The organism is Serratia sp. LSHTC3, from assembly GCF_057197125.1.
Map to the genome: position 1 here is coordinate 819,825 of NZ_JBXUNP010000002.1, position 17,869 is coordinate 837,693.

At 61.5% G+C, this 17,869-nt stretch carries 18 protein-coding genes; 9 read left to right on the forward strand and 9 right to left on the reverse strand.

Annotated elements, in window-relative coordinates; all coding sequences use genetic code 11:
* Nucleotides 1-63: 63 nt before the first annotated feature.
* Both yddG and AC2CGI_RS11225 read left to right on the forward strand, forming a co-directional pair.
* A complete protein-coding gene (yddG, locus tag AC2CGI_RS11220) occupies nucleotides 64-957 on the forward strand; it encodes an aromatic amino acid DMT transporter YddG (RefSeq protein ID WP_021505526.1) in 894 nt (297 codons plus the stop codon).
* A 73-nt stretch (nucleotides 958-1,030) separates the two neighbouring features.
* On the forward strand, nucleotides 1,031-1,303 hold the full coding sequence (locus AC2CGI_RS11225) for a hypothetical protein (RefSeq protein ID WP_004941292.1): 273 nt from the start codon (nucleotides 1,031-1,033) through the stop codon (nucleotides 1,301-1,303).
* Between the two features lie 2 nt (nucleotides 1,304-1,305).
* Here AC2CGI_RS11225 and AC2CGI_RS11230 read toward each other — a convergent pair whose 3' ends face one another.
* Complete coding sequence (locus tag AC2CGI_RS11230; protein WP_025302557.1) at nucleotides 1,306-2,286, reverse strand: GlxA family transcriptional regulator; 981 nt, start codon at nucleotides 2,284-2,286, stop codon at nucleotides 1,306-1,308.
* Between the two features lie 115 nt (nucleotides 2,287-2,401).
* On the opposite strand from AC2CGI_RS11230, the gene AC2CGI_RS11235 reads away from it, so the two are divergent.
* Nucleotides 2,402-3,043, forward strand: coding sequence for an HD domain-containing protein (locus AC2CGI_RS11235; protein WP_025302558.1), 642 nt, complete (start codon nucleotides 2,402-2,404; stop codon nucleotides 3,041-3,043).
* Between the two features lie 356 nt (nucleotides 3,044-3,399).
* Nucleotides 3,400-4,278 carry a nucleoside-specific channel-forming protein Tsx gene (locus AC2CGI_RS11240; protein WP_031300510.1) on the forward strand — a complete coding sequence of 293 codons (879 nt, stop codon included), beginning with the start codon at nucleotides 3,400-3,402 and terminating at the stop codon, nucleotides 4,276-4,278.
* A gap of 55 nt (nucleotides 4,279-4,333) precedes the next feature.
* On the opposite strand, the gene AC2CGI_RS11245 is transcribed toward AC2CGI_RS11240, so the two are convergent.
* Entirely contained in the window at nucleotides 4,334-4,513 is a 180-nt protein-coding gene (locus tag AC2CGI_RS11245; RefSeq protein ID WP_031300509.1) for a hypothetical protein, read from the reverse strand.
* Between the two features lie 442 nt (nucleotides 4,514-4,955).
* Between AC2CGI_RS11245 and AC2CGI_RS11250 the strand changes: the two genes are divergently transcribed.
* Nucleotides 4,956-5,459, forward strand: a complete 504-nt coding sequence (locus AC2CGI_RS11250; protein ID WP_004941297.1) for an anti-virulence regulator CigR family protein — start codon at nucleotides 4,956-4,958, stop codon at nucleotides 5,457-5,459.
* Nucleotides 5,460-5,573: 114 nt separating this feature from the next.
* Nucleotides 5,574-6,104: a chorismate mutase gene (locus AC2CGI_RS11255; RefSeq protein WP_031300507.1), complete on the forward strand. Its 531-nt coding sequence runs from the start codon at nucleotides 5,574-5,576 to the stop codon at nucleotides 6,102-6,104.
* Nucleotides 6,105-6,107: 3 nt separating this feature from the next.
* Here AC2CGI_RS11255 and AC2CGI_RS11260 read toward each other — a convergent pair whose 3' ends face one another.
* From AC2CGI_RS11260 to hutC, 4 genes are all read right to left on the reverse strand, one after another.
* Nucleotides 6,108-7,643, reverse strand: a complete 1,536-nt coding sequence (locus tag AC2CGI_RS11260; protein WP_015377642.1) for a serine hydrolase domain-containing protein — start codon at nucleotides 7,641-7,643, stop codon at nucleotides 6,108-6,110.
* A gap of 237 nt (nucleotides 7,644-7,880) precedes the next feature.
* Entirely contained in the window at nucleotides 7,881-8,684 is an 804-nt protein-coding gene (gene hutG / locus AC2CGI_RS11265) for an N-formylglutamate deformylase (RefSeq protein ID WP_004941302.1), read from the reverse strand.
* Nucleotides 8,681-9,904 (reverse strand): imidazolonepropionase, encoded by a 1,224-nt coding sequence (gene hutI, locus AC2CGI_RS11270; RefSeq protein ID WP_004941304.1) that lies wholly within the window; start codon nucleotides 9,902-9,904, stop codon nucleotides 8,681-8,683. The genes hutG and hutI overlap by 4 nt, the downstream gene beginning before the upstream one ends.
* Before the next feature lie 157 nt (nucleotides 9,905-10,061).
* Complete coding sequence (hutC, locus tag AC2CGI_RS11275) at nucleotides 10,062-10,817, reverse strand: histidine utilization transcriptional repressor HutC (protein WP_015377644.1); 756 nt, start codon at nucleotides 10,815-10,817, stop codon at nucleotides 10,062-10,064.
* Nucleotides 10,818-10,998: 181 nt separating this feature from the next.
* On the opposite strand from hutC, the gene AC2CGI_RS11280 reads away from it, so the two are divergent.
* The 3 genes from AC2CGI_RS11280 to AC2CGI_RS11290 all read left to right on the forward strand — a co-directional run bounded on the left by AC2CGI_RS11280 (nucleotide 10,999) and on the right by AC2CGI_RS11290 (nucleotide 14,003).
* The gene (locus AC2CGI_RS11280; protein WP_076740303.1) at nucleotides 10,999-12,369 is read left to right on the forward strand and encodes a formimidoylglutamate deiminase; all 1,371 of its coding nucleotides are present in this window, start codon (nucleotides 10,999-11,001) and stop codon (nucleotides 12,367-12,369) included.
* The gene (locus AC2CGI_RS11285; protein WP_076740302.1) at nucleotides 12,369-12,932 is read left to right on the forward strand and encodes a HutD/Ves family protein; all 564 of its coding nucleotides are present in this window, start codon (nucleotides 12,369-12,371) and stop codon (nucleotides 12,930-12,932) included. Before AC2CGI_RS11280 ends, AC2CGI_RS11285 begins: the two co-directional genes overlap by 1 nt.
* A 69-nt stretch (nucleotides 12,933-13,001) precedes the next feature.
* Entirely contained in the window at nucleotides 13,002-14,003 is a 1,002-nt protein-coding gene (locus AC2CGI_RS11290) for a LacI family DNA-binding transcriptional regulator (protein ID WP_015377647.1), read from the forward strand.
* A gap of 41 nt (nucleotides 14,004-14,044) precedes the next feature.
* On the opposite strand, the gene AC2CGI_RS11295 is transcribed toward AC2CGI_RS11290, so the two are convergent.
* The 3 genes from AC2CGI_RS11295 to AC2CGI_RS11305 all read right to left on the reverse strand — a co-directional run bounded on the left by AC2CGI_RS11295 (nucleotide 14,045) and on the right by AC2CGI_RS11305 (nucleotide 17,846).
* The gene (locus tag AC2CGI_RS11295) at nucleotides 14,045-15,487 is read right to left on the reverse strand and encodes a glycoside hydrolase family 32 protein (protein WP_076740301.1); all 1,443 of its coding nucleotides are present in this window, start codon (nucleotides 15,485-15,487) and stop codon (nucleotides 14,045-14,047) included.
* Nucleotides 15,484-16,743, reverse strand: coding sequence for an MFS transporter (locus tag AC2CGI_RS11300; protein ID WP_004941315.1), 1,260 nt, complete (start codon nucleotides 16,741-16,743; stop codon nucleotides 15,484-15,486). Before AC2CGI_RS11300 ends, AC2CGI_RS11295 begins: the two co-directional genes overlap by 4 nt.
* Nucleotides 16,744-16,904: 161 nt before the next feature.
* Entirely contained in the window at nucleotides 16,905-17,846 is a 942-nt protein-coding gene (locus tag AC2CGI_RS11305; protein WP_076740300.1) for a LysR family transcriptional regulator, read from the reverse strand.
* Between the last annotated feature and the right edge of the window lie 23 nt (nucleotides 17,847-17,869).

Consider the following 17,869-nt stretch of genomic DNA (forward strand, 5'->3'; position numbering starts at 1 on the left):
TTTTTGGCGCGTGCGGCAGTAGAGTGAAAAAACTGATAAAAAATAACCTATTGGACCTGCCTTATGCCCGCTTTGCCCTTGCGTACCCGCGCCACGTTGCTCGGTTTGTTGGCCATCGTGCTATGGAGCAGCGTCGTCGGCCTGATCCGCAGCGTCAGCGAAGGGCTGGGGCCGATCGGCGGCGCGGCGATGATCTACAGCGTCAGCGCGGTGTTTTTGCTGGTGGCGCTCGGCGTGCCGAAATGGCGCAGCTTTCCGCGGCCTTATCTCATCGTCGGCAGCCTGCTGTTCGTCAGTTACGAGATCTGCCTGTCGCTGTCGCTCGGCTACGCCAACACCCGCCTGCAGGCGATAGAAGTGGGCATGATCAACTACCTGTGGCCCTGTTTCACCGTGCTGATGGCGTTGGTGCTTAACGGCCAAAGAGCGAAATGGTGGCTGCTGCCGGGGCTGCTGCTGTCGCTGTTCGGCATCGGTTGGATCATGAGCGGCGAGGGCGGCTGGTCGCCGGCGCAGATGCTGGCCAACGTGCGCAGCAACCCGCTCAGCTACGCGCTGGCCTTCAGCGGTGCGGTGATCTGGGCGCTGTATTGCAACCTGACCAAGAAGATCGCCCAGGGCAGCAACGGCGTGGTGCTGTTCATCGTGCTGACCGCGCTGGCGCTGTGGCTGAAGTACGCCTTCAGCGCGGAAAGCGGCATGCAGTTCAGCCTCGGCGTGACCGTAACGCTGCTGTGCGCCGGGGTGGCTATGGGGGCGGGGTATGCCGCCTGGAACGTCGGCATCTTGCACGGCAACATGACGCTGCTGGCCACCGTCTCCTATTTTACCCCGGTGCTGTCGGCGGTGTTCGCCGCGTTGGTGTTGCACACCTCGCTGACCGTCAATTTCTGGCAGGGCGTGGCGATGGTCACTCTCGGTTCGCTGATCTGTTGGCGGGCAACTCGCGGAAATTAACGGAAATTATCCGCTGTCGTCGCAATGTTGAACTAGAATTTAACTAGCCATGTTGCCTGAAGGAACGACGACGATGAGAAGCGACATTCAATTTATTCAACAGCCTGAAATCGACGTGCATCACTATGAGCGCGGCGATACCGTTCGCCTGACCACGGCGAATTTGCGACATGAATATCAGCTCGACGTTTATATTTTGCGTCGCGACGACAAGCTGATTTACGGCTCGGTCGTCGCGGCGGCGCCCAAGACCGATATTCCGGTCGCCAGTTGGGAGGTGAAAAACGGTGAAGAGGTGGCGTTCCGCCAGGAAAACATCGCCAAAGCGGTGCCGGCGGTGAACTGATCTCAGCTTTCGCGCCGCAGTTGTTTACCGAGAAACATTTTTCGATAGTCCGCCGGCGTTACCCCCAGCCGGCGGATAAATGCCCGCCGCATCAGCTCTGCACTGGAAAAACCGCAATGCGCCGCCACCTGTTTTGGCGCCAATACGCCGAGTTCCAATAACCTGCGCGCTTCGGCGATGCGGGCTTCCTCGAGCCATTTAGCGGGAGAGGTGCCGACCTCGTTGCCGAACAGCCTGCTGAAATGCCGCGGGGTGACGCCGGCGCGTTCCGCCAGGCTGGCTACGTTGTGCGGTAACCCGATATTGTCTATCGCCCAGCGTTGCACTTCCTGCAGCATTGAGCGCCCGGCCAGGGTCGCCTGTTCCCGATAGCTGAATTGCATCTGCCCGCCGGGACGGCGGAAAAACATCACCAGTTGGGCCGCGACCCGCTGCGCGATCTCACGTCCTAAATCGTCTTCCACCATTATCAGCGCCAGATCCAGCCCTGAGGTCACGCCAGCGGCAGTCTGCAGGCGCCCGTCACGCACATAAATGGCGTCTTTATCCACCGTGACCTGAGGATAGCGGCGACACAATTGATCGGCTACCGCCCAGTGGGTGGTGATTTGCCGCCCATCCAACAGGCCGGCCTCCGCCAGCAGAAAAGCGCCGCTGCACACCGAGCCGTAGCGGCGAGTGCGGGGTACCACTCTGCGTAGCCAGTCCAGCGTGCGTGTTTCGCTTTCGCCGTCGGCGATACCCGGTGCACCGGCGATGAGCAACGTGTCGATCGCCTGTTCACGCCATTGGGTGATGGCGAGATCCGGGACGAGTTTGACGCCGGATGAGGACACGATCGGCGCCAGCGTCTTTCCGACTACCTGCAGATGATAGGCGGCATAGCCGGCTTGCAGATTGGCCTCGGCGAAAACATCCAGCGGACCGGAAACGTCCAGCAGCTGCACCTGTGGCACAGCGAGAATAGCGATGGTTTTACTCATGGCATGCGATATCCCGATGAATGGGGGATGTCCCTAATGGTTGATTAATGGCAATTGAGGACATTCAGTGTAACGCCTAATCTAACCGGGTTCCAGACAACGGGAGAATCGAGTTATGAGTTTAACCATCAACGGCATCAGCGTGCCGGATAGCGCGATGGCGCGTCAGGCGACCGAGTTAGTGCGCGACACCGAATCAGATCTGCTGTTTCACCACTCCAGCCGGGTGTATTACTGGGCGGCGCTGGCGGGGCAGCAGCGCAAGCTGGTTTACGATCCTGAACTGCTGTACGTCGGCTGCCTGTTTCACGATATGGGACTGACGCACGATCACTGCAGCTGCGACAAACGTTTCGAAGTGGATGGCGCCGATGCGGCGGCCGAGTTTTTACGCGGGCACGGGGTCAGCCGTCAGGATATCGATCGGGTATGGACGGCGATCGCGTTACACACCACGCCGGGGATCCCGGAATACATGCACCCGCTGATTGCGCTGGTGACCGCGGGAGTAGAGATGGATGTGTTAGGGATCAATTACCAGGGCTATGACGCGGCGCTGCGAGAGCAGGTAGTGGAGCTGCATCCCCGCGGGGCAAACTTCAAGGAAGCGATTATTCAGGCGTTTTACGACGGGATTCGACATAAGCCGGACAGCACCTTCGGCAACGTCAAAGCGGACGTGCTGGCGGATAAGGAACCGAGCTTTGTTCGCGGTAATTTTTGCAGCCTCATTCGTCGTTCGATGTGGCCAGCGTGATCGGCTGCCGCTTCTCTCTCGCCGGCGAGTTTTCGCCGGCATTTCCCGCTTGAATGCCGTACTCCTCTTCATTGCCGGTTGATGACAGTTGGCTCAAAAACTGCGCTAAAAAACGCGGTGCATGACAAAAATCACAGCGAATGTGAATTTGCATGAAACATAATTTGACAAATGTGAACGCAATCGATTACCTATTCGCGAAATGCGTAACTGGATCACAGATTCTTACAGTCAGTGGTTTCTATAATGCGCGCGTCATCCGAGTTTCTGTGTGAAGACAACGCCAGGTGTCGGCAGACTCATTGTCATCTTTTCTAAACGGGCAGGAAATGGCCCTTTAAGCATGTGGTAATAAAATGAAAAAAATAGCTCTCGCAGCAGGTGTACTGCTCGCAGCGTCTTACAGTGCATCATCAATGGCTGATAGCAAAGACAGTCAATATGTCTCCGACTGGTGGCACCAGAGCGTTAACGTGGTGGGCAGCTACCACACCCGTTTCGGGCCGCAGCTGAATAACGATGTGTATCTCGAATACGAAGCCTTCGCCAAGAAAGACTGGTTCGATTTCTACGGTTACGTTGACGTGCCGAAGTTCTTCGGCGTAGGCAACACCCCGGATCGCGGTATCTGGGACAAAGGCTCCCCACTGTTTATGGAGATTGAACCACGTTTCTCCATCGACAAACTGACCGGCACCGATCTGAGCTTCGGTCCGTTCAAAGAGTGGTACTTCGCCAACAACTACATCTATGATCTGGGCCACAACGCCGACGGCCGTCAAAACACCTGGTACATGGGTCTGGGCACCGATATCGACACCGGCCTGCCGATGAGCCTGTCGATGAACATCTATGCCAAATACCAGTGGGAAAACTACCAGGCTGCCAACGAGAACAGCTGGGACGGTTACCGCTTCAAGGTGAAATACTTCGTACCGCTGACCCAGGTGTGGGGCGGCAACCTGAGCTACATCGGCTTCACCAACTTCGACTTCGGTTCCGATCTGGGCAAGGACAGTGGTAACGCGATCAACGGCAAACAGGTGCGCACCGGCAACTCTATCGCCTCCAGCCATATTTTGGCGCTGAACTACGATCACTGGCACTATTCTTTCGTGGCGCGTTATTTCCATAACGGCGGTCAGTGGCAGGATGGCGCGGATATCGGCACCCCGCAGGGCCCGATCAAGTCTACCGGTTGGGGTTATTACCTCGTGGTCGGCTATAACTTCTGATTTTCCGTGCTATCAGAAACAGAAAACCCCGCCTGGCGGGGTTTTTTTTTCGTCATCACTGGGCTTGTTCAACCGGGAGATGCTTCACCGGCATAAACAGTCTGCCTTTGATCACGTGACATTCATTATTTATCCAACTAATGATTTGTTCACGGCTGACGCCTTCCGACTGCGCGTACTGATGAAGATCGCCGTTAAAGTGCCGAGTGATGTATTCCATGAGGGTCATTTGCACGTCTTTTGCTCCTGAACGCCCACCCGTTGCCAGCCTGGCCACCGCGGGAGGTTGAGGTTTCTCAGACAGCGAATGTAAATTATCGGCAACGAAATCTCAACATAAAGCACCAGATTGGGGCGACAGCGGCGGGAAAAAGAATCCCGCACGGAGAGGCGGGAAATGTTCGCTATTATCATTACGGATGATAAGAATAAGATTTGAGGTGCGACGAAAAAGAGCACGCTAACTCTTTTTTGTTACCTTCCCACGCTAGCGTAAGGCTTATTTTTCTTCAAGAAAAATCTGAGACAAGCATCGGCATTTTCGAGGCATTTTGCGTTAAAACAAGAGAGTGGCGCGAATGCCGTAAAACCGCACTGTCATCTCGGAGTTTTCCTTATACTTTGTCTGGAAAAGGCCAGCTATAGTCAACAGAGTCACCCACGCAGGAATACACAACATGAACAAACGTCGTACGACTCTCACGGTGTTGGCGCTGATTGCATCGCTGGGGTTGTCATCCGCCCCGGCCTTGGCCGACAAAGGCGGCAATGGTAACGGCAACGGAAACGGCCATGGCAACAGCGGCAATCACGGCAATAACGGTAACCATGGCAACAACGGTAACAACGGCAATCACGGCAACAAAGGCAATAAAGATAAAGGCGGCTATAGGAACGACGATAATCTGGTATCCGTCAGCCTCTCGCGCGACCGCGCCCGTTCGCTGGCGCACAACTATGGCCTGACCGGCTACAGCTCGCTGCCACCGGGCATCGCCAAAAATCTGGCGCGCGGTAAACCGCTGCCGCCGGGTATCGCCAAAAAAGTGGTGCCTTACTCGATGCTGCGTGAGTTGCCGCAGTACCCGGGTTATGAGTGGCGTATCGCCGGCGACGATCTGGTGCTGGTCGCACTCAGCACCGCGATTGTGGCCTCCGTGATCAATGGCGTTTTCGACTAACGTTTGTCGAGCGTTATCGGGCCTCGCTGCGGCGGGGCCTTTTTATTTGCCAGCGCGGGGCGGACGTGGTGAACTTTGGGCCTTACGTTTTCACTGCATCATAAGGGAGGCGCCATGTTCAGGGCGTTATTGATAGCCTGCTGTTTGACCAGTTTTCCCGCGTTGGCGGGCGGCGCCGCCGCCATCGGCGAGCTGGTGAACCAACGGCTGTCGTTGATGAAAGACGTTGCCGGTTACAAGGCGCAGCAGCATTTACCGATCGAAGATCTGGCGCAGGAGGCGAAGGTGTTGGCCAGCGCGCAGGCGGAGGCGGGGCGTTTGGGGCTGGAGCCGGCGTCGGTACGGCCTTTTATCACCGCGCAGATGGACGCCGCCAAGGCGATTCAGTACCGCTATCGCGCCGACTGGTTGGCGAACCCGGGATCCGGCTGGGAGCCGCGCCCGTTGGCGCAGGTGCGCCCGCAGATCGCGCAACTGAGCAGCCAGATATTGCAACGGTTGGCGGAGCGGCTGCGTGCCGGCCCGCTCGGCGAGGCGGATCGGGCGGCGTTTATGGCGTCGGTGGATCAGGTGAATCTCAGCGACGCCGACAAACGGCGGCTGGCGGATGCGCTGCTGGCGGTCAAAACCGGCAGCGCACGCTGAGCGTCAGTCGCGGCCGACGGTGCTGCGGCGGAAGGTCAGCATCCGGCTGCGGTTGGCGATGAGATCCACGTTGTAACCGCGAAAATAGAGGCAAAAGCGTTTTAACCACGGGCCGTCCTGGCACTCCACCAGCATGCGGCCCTGGCCGAGCGGGCTGAGCGTGCCGGTCTGCGCCGCCGGGCCGACGCCGATATGCACCCGATTGCCGCGAATTTCAAAGGCGGTGCGATAGTGCGGGTGATACCACAGCCCCTGCACATGCTTCAGGCAGTCGCCGTTGGCCGTGACCGGCAGGAAACGGCGCGCCACATGCCCGACTTCGCCCTCGATCGCTTCACCGGTCCATTTCAATTTGATCGGCATATGGGCGGACAGCGACACCGCGTACCCATCCTCGCCCTGATACAGCGGCTCACCGCTGCCCAGATAGGCCAGATTGCCGTCTTTGACCTCCAGCCAGTGCGGCTCGGCCAGGGTGGCATAGAGGCCATCGGGGATCGCCGCGCTACGCTGCGGCAACGGTTCGCCCAGCAGCGTCGCCATCACCTGTAAGACCATGCCGAAGCTGTCGCAGTCTTCGCGGTTGGCCACCAGCGCGACGCCGGCCTGACGGTCGGGCGCCAGCAGGAAATAGGTTTTGTAACCGGCGTGGGAACCGCCGTGGCCGAGTAAGCGGCGGCGGCCCAGCGGGGTTTGCGCCAGACCCAGGCCATAGGCGCTGAGCTGGCCCTGATTAAGGCGGCGCGGTGCGCCGAGTTGCGCCAGCACGCCTTGGCCGGGGCCCTCGTCGGCCAGCAGCGTCTGCAACCAGCGGGTGAGGGCGTTGAGGCTGCCGGTCAGGCTGCCGGAGGCGGAAAGGTGCAGGCCGGCGCTGGCGTGTTGCCAGCCCTGCGGCGCACGCCAGTAACCCGGCACCAACCCCGGCACTACGTCGAACCAGCTTTCCGGCGCCCGCATCTGCACCTGCAGCGGCCGGGCGATGTGCTGTTGCACCAGTTGGTCGAAATCATACCCTTTGCTGCGCAGCGCGGCCTCCAGCAGTCGATAGCCGGTATTGCTGTAGGCGATCTCGCTGCCGGCTTCGTAGTTCAATTTCTCCAGCCCCTCGACGAACTGCATCACCGGCTGCGCCTCGCTGACGGCGTGCAGCGAGATGCCCAGCAGGCCGAGCGTCTCGCGCACGTCGGGCAGGCCGCCGGTCATGTCCAGCGCCTGGCCGACGGTAACGTCCGCCAACGCGGGCTGCAGGGCGGGGAGCAGTTCACCCAGGCGTTGCTCCAGCCGAATGGCGCGCTCGGTGGCGTTCAGCGCCAGCGCGGCGAAGATATGCTTGGTCACTGAGGCATAACGCACCACGCTGTCGGCGGTGAAGGGGGTGTTCTGCGCCAGATCGGCCAGGCCGGCGCAGGCGGTGGCGCGGCGTTGTTGGGCGTCAAACAGGGTGATGGCGCCGCCGGGTTCGCCATGCCGTTGCCAGCCGGCCAGCAGTTGTTCGGCCAAGGCGCCGGCAGCGCGCCAGTTTAACGGTGTTACAGACATAGGGCCTCCAGAGAGTATTCGAAATGGGCCTGCTCGGCCACACGCCGCCCGGCGCTGAGCGCGGGCTTTTGGGCTGATTGTGGCGCAGTGCGTTTTTCGTCGGCCGCCGTTTTGTGCGCTGTTTGGACCAGCTAGCGGGGAATCACGCGAAACTTTGATATAGCGCGCAGATTGCTGCTGGCGTTGCGGTTAGAGGCAGGAGAAAAACAGGCGCCCGGCGGCGCCTGTAAAGGGGGATCAATTCAGTCTGGCGGCACCGTCCAACAGGCTTTCAATCATCTGCTTGAGCAGGCGCTGCAGCGAGGCGGCGCGCTGGGGCTCGAACGCAAAAGGATACTGTTCGGACATGTAGTTGACCTGCGCCAGTTCGAGCTGGATCGCATGCTGTTGCTGCTGCGGTTGACCATAGGCGCGGGTGATATAACCGCCCTTGAAGCGGCCATTCAGCACGTGGGTGTACTGCTGTTGCTGCTCGCAGCAGGCGACCAGCCGATCGCTCAGCGCCTGGGCGCAGCTTTCACCGCCGTTGGTGCCGAGATTGAGATCCGGCAGCTGGCCGTCGAACAGCCGTGGGATCACCGAGGCGATCGAGTGCGCGTCGAACAGCAGCGCATAGCCGTGGCGCGCTTTGAGGCGCGCCAGTTCGTTCTGCAGCTGCTGATGATAAGGTTGCCAAATTTGCTGCAGGTAGAGGGCGCGTTCTTCGTCCGTAGGCGCTTTGCCCGGCAGGAAGCTTGGGCGACCGTCGAACAGCACGTCGGGATACAGGCCGGTGGTGGCGGTGGTGTACAGCGGCTTGTCGTCCGCCGGGCGGTTCAAATCGATGACGAAGCGCGAGTAGTTGCCGACCAGTACGCTGGCGCCCATCGCCCGGGCGAAGTCGTACAGCTGCGGAATGTGCCAGTCGGTATCGGGCAGCGGGCGAGCGTCGTCGGTCAGCCCGGCTTCGACCGCCGGAGTCAGTTGTGTGCCGGCGTGCGGGATGCTGATCAGCAGCGGCAGGCTGCCGGTCTGGAAGCTAAAAGGATCGCGAATGGTCATTGACGTACTTCTCCTCGGAAAATCACCGTACAGGGCAGCTGGCCGCCCAACCAATAAGCCAGTTCCGCCGGCCGCGACAGCGGCCAGTGAACGAAGTCCGCCACCTTGCCGGTTTCCAGCGTGCCGTGGCTGTGTTGCAGCCCCAGCGCTTTGGCGGCGTGGGTGGTGACGCCCGCGAGCGCTTCTTCCGGCGTCAGGCGGAACAGCGTGCAGGCCATGTTGATCATCAGGCGCAGCGACAGTGCCGGCGACGTGCCGGGGTTGGCGTCGCTGGCGATCGCCATCGCCACGTGGTGTTTGCGGAACAGCTCTACCGGCGGGCATTGGGTTTCACGCAGCAGGTAGTAAGCGCCCGGCAGCAGCACCGCCACGGTGCCGGCGTCGCCCATGGCGCGGGCGTCTTGCTCGGTAGCGTATTCGAGATGGTCGGCGGAGAGCGCGTGATGGCGCGCCGCCAGCGTGCTGCCGCCGAGGGCGGAGAGCTGTTCGGCGTGCAGTTTGACCGGCAGACCGGCGGCTTCGGCGGCGGCGAAGACGCGCTCCACCTGCGCCGGTGAGAACGCCAGATGCTCGCAGAAGGCGTCGACCGCATCCGCCAGACCGGCGGCCGCCGCCTGCGGGATGATGGTGTCGCAGACCAGATTGATGTAGTCGTCGGCGCGGTTGGCGTATTCCGGCGGCAGCGCATGGGCCGCCAGACAGGTGGTTTTCACCTCGACCGGCAGCAGCTCGCCCAACTTGCGCGCCACCCGCAGCATTTTCAGTTCGCTCTCCGGGCTGAGGCCATAGCCGGATTTGATCTCCACGCAGGTGACGCCTTCCGCCAGCAGCGGCCGCAGGCGGAACAGCGCCTGCTCCAGCAGCAACGCTTCGTCGGCCTCGCGGGTGGCTTTCACGGTGGAGATGATGCCGCCGCCCTGCGCGGCGATGTCGGCGTAGCTTACGCCGTTCAGCCGCTGTTCGAACTCGCCGCTGCGATTGCCGCCGAACACCAGGTGCGTGTGGCAGTCAACAAAGCCGGGGGTGATGATGCCGCCGTCGAATTTCACCGTTTCGTCCGCGATAAGATCGGGCGGCAGCGCCGCATGTTCGCCAATCCAGACAATCTTGCCGTCGCGTACGGCGATCGCGCCGTCGGTCAGGGTGTGATATTTACCGTCGCGCATGGTGACGATATCGGCGCCGTGCCACAGGCTGTCACAGTGGATCTCAGACGTCATTGCTTTCCTCCGCCGGAGCCGCAGCTCCCACATGGTTGTATATACAATTAAAAATAACCTAACGCATTCACCGGGATGTCACAAGAGGCGGGCGAGATTTTGTTATCAGGATGTGATCGACAGCGGAGATGCGGGCGCAGGGCGCGCCCGCCGGGGTTCAGACTTCGCTGGTGAAGCGGCCGAACAGCTGATAGCGGCTGCCGGGGTACAGCAACCGCGCCGAGGTCACCACGGTTTTGCCGGACCAGGTGCGGCGATGGATCAGCAGGCCGGGTTCGTGATCCTCCAGCTGCAGCAGCTCGCGCTCCCGCCGGGTGGGGATCACCGCTTCGACGATGTGTTCGCCGGCGGTCAGCGGCGCGGCCTGCGTCAGGTAGGTGTAAGGGGTGACGCGGTCGAAATCCTGCTTCAGGTAATCCGGCGCCACCAGCGGGTTGACGCAGCGGTCTTCCACCTGCACCGGCACGTCGTTTTCGTAATGCACGATCTGGGAGTAGAACAGCCGTTGGCCGGGCTGAATGCCCAGCGCCGTCGCTTCTTCCTCGCTGGCCGGGCGGGCCTTCAGCTCGAGGATTTTACTGCTGTGGCGATGACCGCGCGCGGCGATCTCATCGGCGATGTTGTGCACTTCCAGCAGTGCGGTATGCGCCTTGGCTTCGGCGACGAAGGTGCCGACGCCCTGCATGCGGATCAAAAAACCTTCGCTGGTCAGCTCGCGCAGCGCGCGGTTGATGGTCATGCGGCTGACGCCCAGTTCCGCCACCAGTTCACTTTCGGAGGGCACGCGCTGGTGCGGTTGCCAATGCCCCGCACGGATTTGATTCACGATCGCCTGTTTGACCCGTTGGTAGATCGGGGCGGGGGCATCGCTCATTGCAGCCGCCAGTTGTAACACGGTCTGTTGTTCAGCCACGACGTTAACCTCGTCAAATAAAAAAATAATAACACCAGTTTACTGTTGATGTCGGCGTATGTATATGTATATACAACTAGTGGCCGTCGCGCCAGAAACTTGCCGGCGGCCGCCAAAAAATTCCTGAATGCGCGCCATCGCCGCGCCTCATTCACCGTTACATCAACCGTGGAATACTGCCATGCCTGCTTATTTTGCCCCACGCGCTTTGCTCCCTGAGGGCTGGGCGCATAACGTCCGGCTGGACGTCGATGCGCAAGGTTACCTGACTCAAGTTACCGCCGACGCTGAACCGCAAGGCTGCACCCGGCTGCACGGCGATGCGGTGCCGGGCATGCCGAACCTGCACTCCCACGCTTTCCAGCGCGCGATGGCGGGGCTGGCGGAAGTGGCGGGCAACCCGCAGGACAGCTTCTGGACCTGGCGCGATCTGATGTATCGGCTGGTGCAGCGCCTGACGCCGGAGCAGGTGGAGGTGGTCGCCCGTCAACTGTATATCGAAATGCTCAAGGGCGGATATACCCAGGTGGCCGAATTCCACTACCTGCATCACGACGCCGACGGCAAGCCTTACGCCGATCGCGGTGAGATGACCGGCCGCCTCAGCGAGGCCGCGCATCAGGCCGGCATCGGCATGACGATGCTGCCGGTGCTGTACAGCTACGCCGGTTTTGGCGCCCAGCCGGCCCAACCGGGGCAGAAACGGTTTATCCAGGATGCCGAAGGCTATCTGCAACAGCAGCAGGTGATTGCTCGCCAACTGGCGGATCGCCCGTTGCAGAATCAGGGGCTGTGCTTCCACTCGCTGCGTGCGGTGGAGCTGGGGCAGATGCAGCAGATTTTGGCCGCGTCGGATCGCACCTTGCCGGTGCATATTCATATCGCCGAGCAGCAAAAAGAGGTGAACGATTGCCTGGCGTGGAGCGGGCAGCGCCCGGTGGCCTGGCTGTATGACCATCTGCCGGTGGATCAGCGCTGGTGTCTGGTGCACGCCACCCATCTGGATCGCGACGAGCTGGAAGCGCTGGCGCGCAGCCGCGCGGTGGCCGGCCTGTGTCTGACCACCGAAGCCAACCTCGGCGACGGTATTTTCCCCGGCGACGCGTACCTGCAGCTGCAGGGGCGCTGGGGCATCGGTTCCGACAGCCACGTTTCGCTCAACGTGGTGGAAGAGCTGCGCTGGTTTGAATACGGCCAGCGGCTGCGCGATCAGCGTCGCAATCGCCTGACGACGCCGGAACAGTCGGCGGTGGGCGATGTGCTGTACTCGCAGGCGCTGCAGGGCGGCGCGCAGGCATGCGGCGCGCCGATCAGTCGGCTGCAGAGCGGCTATCGCGCCGACTGGCTGGTGCTGGACGGCGACGATCCGTATCTGGCGGCGGCGCCGGACGCCTCGATCCTTAACCGCTGGCTGTTCGCCGGCGGCAAAGAGCAAATTCGCGACGTATTCGTCGGCGGCCGGCAGGTGATCGAGCAGGGACGGCACGCGCTGCAGCAGCAGAGCAGCGCCGAGTTCCTGCAGGTGCTGAAAACCTTTCAGCAGGAGGCGTAATGGGCCTGACCCGTTTTAACTTTGCCGCGCTGCCGGTCAGCCCGTGGCGCAACGGCGGTGGGGAAACCCGCGAAATCGTCAGCTGGCCGCCGGGCGCGCAGGATTTTGACTGGCGCGCCAGCATCGCCACCATCGCGCAGGACGGGCCGTTTTCCGCTTTTGCGGGCATCGATCGTTCGATCACCCTGCTGGAAGGCGACGGCGTGCGGCTGTTCAGCGCTGGGCATATCGACCATCAGTTGGCGCGCGTCGGGGAGCCGTTCGCGTTTTCCGGCGACGTGGCGCTGGAAGCGACGCTGCTGGGCGGCGCCAGTCAGGATTTCAACATTATGACGCGCCGCGGCCGGCAGGCGGCCGAGGTGCGGCGCAGCACGGCGCCCGTCACCCTGCTACCCAACCGGGCGGGCGTGCTGTATGTGCTGAGCGGAGTCTGGTCGCTGCCGGGGGGCGGCGAGCTGCGGGCGCGCGAAGGCGTCTGGTGGACGGCGCAGGCGGTGAGCGGCGAGGTGAGGCCGCTGACGGCCGACGGCGCTATTCTGTGGGCGGACATCACAGCCTGCTAACGCGGAGTAGAGTCCTGCGCCTGGTTATGGGATTATTCACTTTTCCTCATTAATCATAAAGAAGGGCGCATGGCTTCGCTGAAAGACGTCGCAAAACTTGCCGGAGTCTCGTTGATGACGGTGTCCCGCGCCATCAATGAGCCCGGCAAGCTGCGGCCGGAAACCTATCGGCGCGTCAAACAGGCTATCGACCAATTGGACTATGTGCCGGATCTGTCGGCGCGGCGTATTCGTGGTGACGGAAATCGCGTACAGACGCTCGGCGTGCTGGCGCTGGACACCGCCACGACGCCGTTCTCGGTGGACATGATCCTGTCGATTGAAAAAACCGCGCGCGAGCACGGCTGGAACAGCTTCGTCGTCAATCTGTTTGCCGACGACAACGCCGAACAGACCGTCGATCTGCTGCTGGCGCATCGCCCGGACGGCGTGATCTTCACCACCATGGGGCTGCGTCAGGTGGATGTGCCGGCCAAACTGCTGGACAAAAGGCTGGTGCTGGCCAACTGCGTCAGCCCGGCGCATGCGATCGCCAGCTACATTCCTGATGACGAGCAAGGCCAGTATGACGCGATGCGCACGCTGATCGCCAAAGGCTATCGTTCGCCGCTGTGCATACATTTACCGGCGGATACGCTGGCGGCGGGGCTGCGCCGCCGCGGTCTGGAGCGCGCCTGGCGCGATGCAGGGCGCGATGTTGAACAGCTGCGGCAGTATCATCTCGATCTGAGCGGCGGCGATCAAGGCTATCGCGACTGCGTCGCGCTGCTGGCGCGGCATTTCTCTGCCGGCCGGCGCGATTGCGATGTCGTGGTATGCGGGAACGATCGGATAGCCTTTCTGGTTTATCAGGTGTTGCTGGCGCAAGGATGGCGGATACCGCAACAGGTGGCGGTGCTGGGCTACGACAACATGGTTGGCATCGGCGAGCTGTTCCTGCCGGCGTTGACGACGGTGCAATTGCCGCACTACGAGCTGGGCCGCCTTGCGGCGCTGCATGTGATCGAGCAGCGGGAACAGCGTGATACGGTGAAAGTGCCTTGCCCGCTGTTGGCGCGTGGTTCGCTGTAACCGCACCGGGTGCGTCGCTGCGCGCCCGGTGCTCATTCCCACTATCCCCAGATGCTAGCCAGCTGCCATCCTGTGATGGGCTCGAACTCTGCCCGTCCGCCCTCGGCAAACAGGCTGAGGCGGCGATCTCCCTCCGTCGGATAAATGCGGCTGGTCAGGCAGGCCAATCCCTGATTAACGAAAATCTCCAGCGATGAACGGTCGATAAAGATCCGCAGCGACAGGATGTCACCCTCCGGCAGCGGCACGCTGCGGCAGGTGTTCAGGGCGGGGTTTTCATGAAAACGTTCCAGTACCAGTCGGTGCGCCTGATTATCGACGAACAGCCGCGCCGCACTCCCAATGGCCAGCCCGTAACGCTCGGCGTCGTTGTCGGCCGGTCTCAATGTCAGAGTGAGTTCCTGCACATCGTTCGCCAGCGGCAAATGCTGATTGGTCAGTGTCTGCGCCAAAAACGAGTGCGATTCTCGGCGCAGCGCCGCCAGTTCACGCGCCGGGTTCATGCGAACGCTGCCGTCGGCGGCCAGCGTCAGCTCACGCGGCAGGGTGAGGGCGCCGGCCCAACGGTGCGCTTTGCTGGGCATCGGTGATTCCCACATATCCATCCAGGCAAACAGCAGCCGACGGCCGTCGGCGGCGGTGAAGGTCTGCGGCGCATAGAAATCGTGGCCGGCATCCAGCTCGCAGAAGGGTTGGGTCACCCTGAAGTCGCTGTCAGGTCGCCAGTGGCCGAGCAGATAGCCGCTCTGGAAGCGATTGCGGTAGCGGTAGCCCTGTGCCGCCAGGCCCTGCGGCGAGAACAGCAGCAGGTGTTGTTCCCCCAGCGGGAAGAAATCCGGGCATTCCCACATATACCCTTGATGCGCCGTTTGCGCGCCGGCCAGCACCCGATCGAAGCGCCAGGCGCGCAGGTCTGCAGAACGGTACAGGCGTACCTGGCCCAGGCCGTTTTCTTTAGCGCCGACCACCAGCCACCATTCGCCGTTCTCGCGCCAGACTTTCGGATCGCGGAAATGCTGAACGCCGTCCGGCGGGGCCAGCACCGGCCCGTGCTTGACGAAGCGTATGCCGTCTTCGCTGGTGGCCAGACATTGCACTTCCCGCACCTGGCTGTCGTCGCCGGGCTCGCCCAGCCACACGTGGCCGGTATAAATCAGCGTCAGCACGCCGTTGTTATCCACGGCGCAGCCGGAAAAGCAACCGTCTTGGTCATAGGGCGCATCGGGTGCCAGGGCGATGGGCTGGTGCTGCCAGCGGATCAGATCGCGGCTGGTCGCGTGCCCCCAGTGCATGGGCCCCCAGTGTTCGCTATAGGGGTGATGCTGGAAGAACGCATGATAGACGCCGTCAATACAGATCAGGCCGTTGGGATCGTTGATCCAGCCGGCGGGCGGCGCGAGATGGAACTGCGGGTAGTAATCGTCTGGGCGCTCTGCGCGCAGGGCCTCGACCGCATGGTCGGCTTGAGCTAAGGCAGTGTTCATTGGACAGACTCACTTGATTTAATGGCGGATGGAAAGGGCGCTGCCGTGGCGGAACGTTCGCCGCGCAGCAGGAAACAGGAAACAAGCGTCGTGGCGGCGACCGCACAGCCCATCAGCAGATAGGTGTCGGCAAAGCCGATGCGGTCATAACCGTAGCCCGCCAGCGGCGACAGGAAGCTGGCCATCACCTGGGTGATGAACTGAAAGCCCACCAGGTACAGCGTGGAGGAGAGGCGGCTGTCGAAGCGGCTGGCGATGTATTTGAAGATAGCGATCAGCAGGATCGGCAACTCTACGGCGTGCAGCAGTTTCATGGCGGAGATCATCAAGGCGCCGCTGACCAAGCCGGAGCCGAACATGCGCAGCGCCATCACGCTGCCCGCCAGCAACAGCCCCTGCTTGGCGCCGATGCGGTTCACCAACAGCGGAGCCAGAAACATACCGCCGGCTTCGAGGAAGACCTGCAGCGAGTTGAGAAAACCGTACATCTCGTTGCCCTGTTCGCGTGACGCGAACTGTGAGGCGAAGTAGACCGAAAATTGCTGATCGAAAACGTTGTATACGCTGATGCCGAGCACAAACACCACCAACGCCCAGAAGCCCGGCATGCGCAGCAGCGCCAGCGCGTCCTGCAGCCGCAGGTTCTCCGGTTTGCCAAACGCCAGGCCGGCCATGGCGTTCGGCTTCAGCTCGCGCACCTGGCTGAGCAGCACCAGGAACACCACGGCGGCGGCGGAGGCCAGCCAGAAATTGATGTTCGGATCGATATTGAAGATAAAACCGGCCAGAAAGGTGGCGCTGGCCCAGCCGAGCGAGCCCCACATGCGGGCGCGGCCGAATTCGAAACCGCTGATGCGGCTGACGCGCTCGGTATAAGATTCCAGCGCGCCGATGCCGGCGAAGAAAGTGGCACCGATGAACAGCCCGCCGACCAACGCACCCAGCGGCAGGCTGCTCGCCAGCAGCGGGGCGTAAACGTAGATAAAGAACGGGCCGGTCAGCAGCAGCATCACGCCGAGAAACTGCAGCAGGTGCTTGCGCAGCCCAAGTTTGTCCTGAATAAAACCGTACAGCGGCTGTGCGCACAGCGCCACCAGCGAGATAGCGGAGAAGATCAGGCCGGTCTCGGCGCCTTTCAGGCCGATCTTCTGATTCAGCCAGAGTGAGATCAGCGAAAAGCTGGAAGACCAGGTGAAGAAAAAGAAGAACAGCAGGCCGCTGAGCAGCACGTAATATTTTTTCGTTTCGCGGTTCATGGATAAGGTCCCGGTGAGTGAAATCAGCTTTATTGTTAACGTTAACTCGCGAAGGGATGAAGCTGTCCGATATCACACATGCGATGTTAATCACAAAAGTTAACGTTAACATTATTGATTTGTGATGTTTCTCACGCAGAGACGCGGATTAACGAGCGTGGTTACTCATCCTGCGGGGGGACATGAAACGGCGGTGATTGGCTGGCGGCCGCAAAGCGGGCGATCAAGAAATCCAACAGCAGGCGCACGCGCGGCGGCTGATAGGGCGAGCGGCGAAACACGGCGTAGATCCCGGCTTCATGCGGGGTGAAGTCGGGAAGAATGACGTTCAGACGCCCGCTGCGGATATCGTCCGCCGCATCCCAGATGGTTTTACGCGCGATGCCGTGCCCCGCTAAAGCCCACTGGCGTGCCAGCGCGCCGTCATTGGTCTCCCAGGCGCTCTCCAGCGGCACCGTGTGGCTCCAGGCCTGGCCGTCCAGGGAGAAATGGAACGTATTCAGCGGGCCGGCTGCGGTCACCAGTACGATAAAACGATGGCCGGTGAGATCGGCCGGCGTGCGCGGCTCGCCATATTGCGCCAGATACGCCGGAGAGGCGCACAGCACGCGTCGGCTGGCGGCCAGGCGCCGCGCGATGAGCGTTTCTTCGCGCGGCGCGCCGAAACGAATGGCGATATCCAGATCGTCCTGCAGCAGGTTGGATAGGGAGTCCGACAGTGTCAGCGCGATCTGCAGCCGGGGGTGTTCGGCGCAAAATTCTTCAATCCACTGATTGAGAAGGTTGCGCCCGAAATCGGCGGAGGCCGAGAGGCGAAGTTTACCGCACACGCCGCTTTGGCTGGCCTGCAGAGCCGCCTCGCCGTCGGCAATCGCCTGCAACGCGAGGGTGCAGTGTTGCAGATAAATGCGCCCTTCTTCAGTGAGACGCAGGCGGCGAGTGGTGCGATCGAAGAGTTTACTGTGCAGCGCCGCTTCCAGCTTGAACAACCGCGCGCTGGCGGCGGCGGGGGAAAGGCCGAGTTTGCGGCCGGCGGCAGAAAGGCTGCCCGATGCCGCCGCTTCGGCAAATAAACGCATGTCGCCCAGTCTGTCCGTTGCCATTTTTATCAATCTGGATTTGAAAA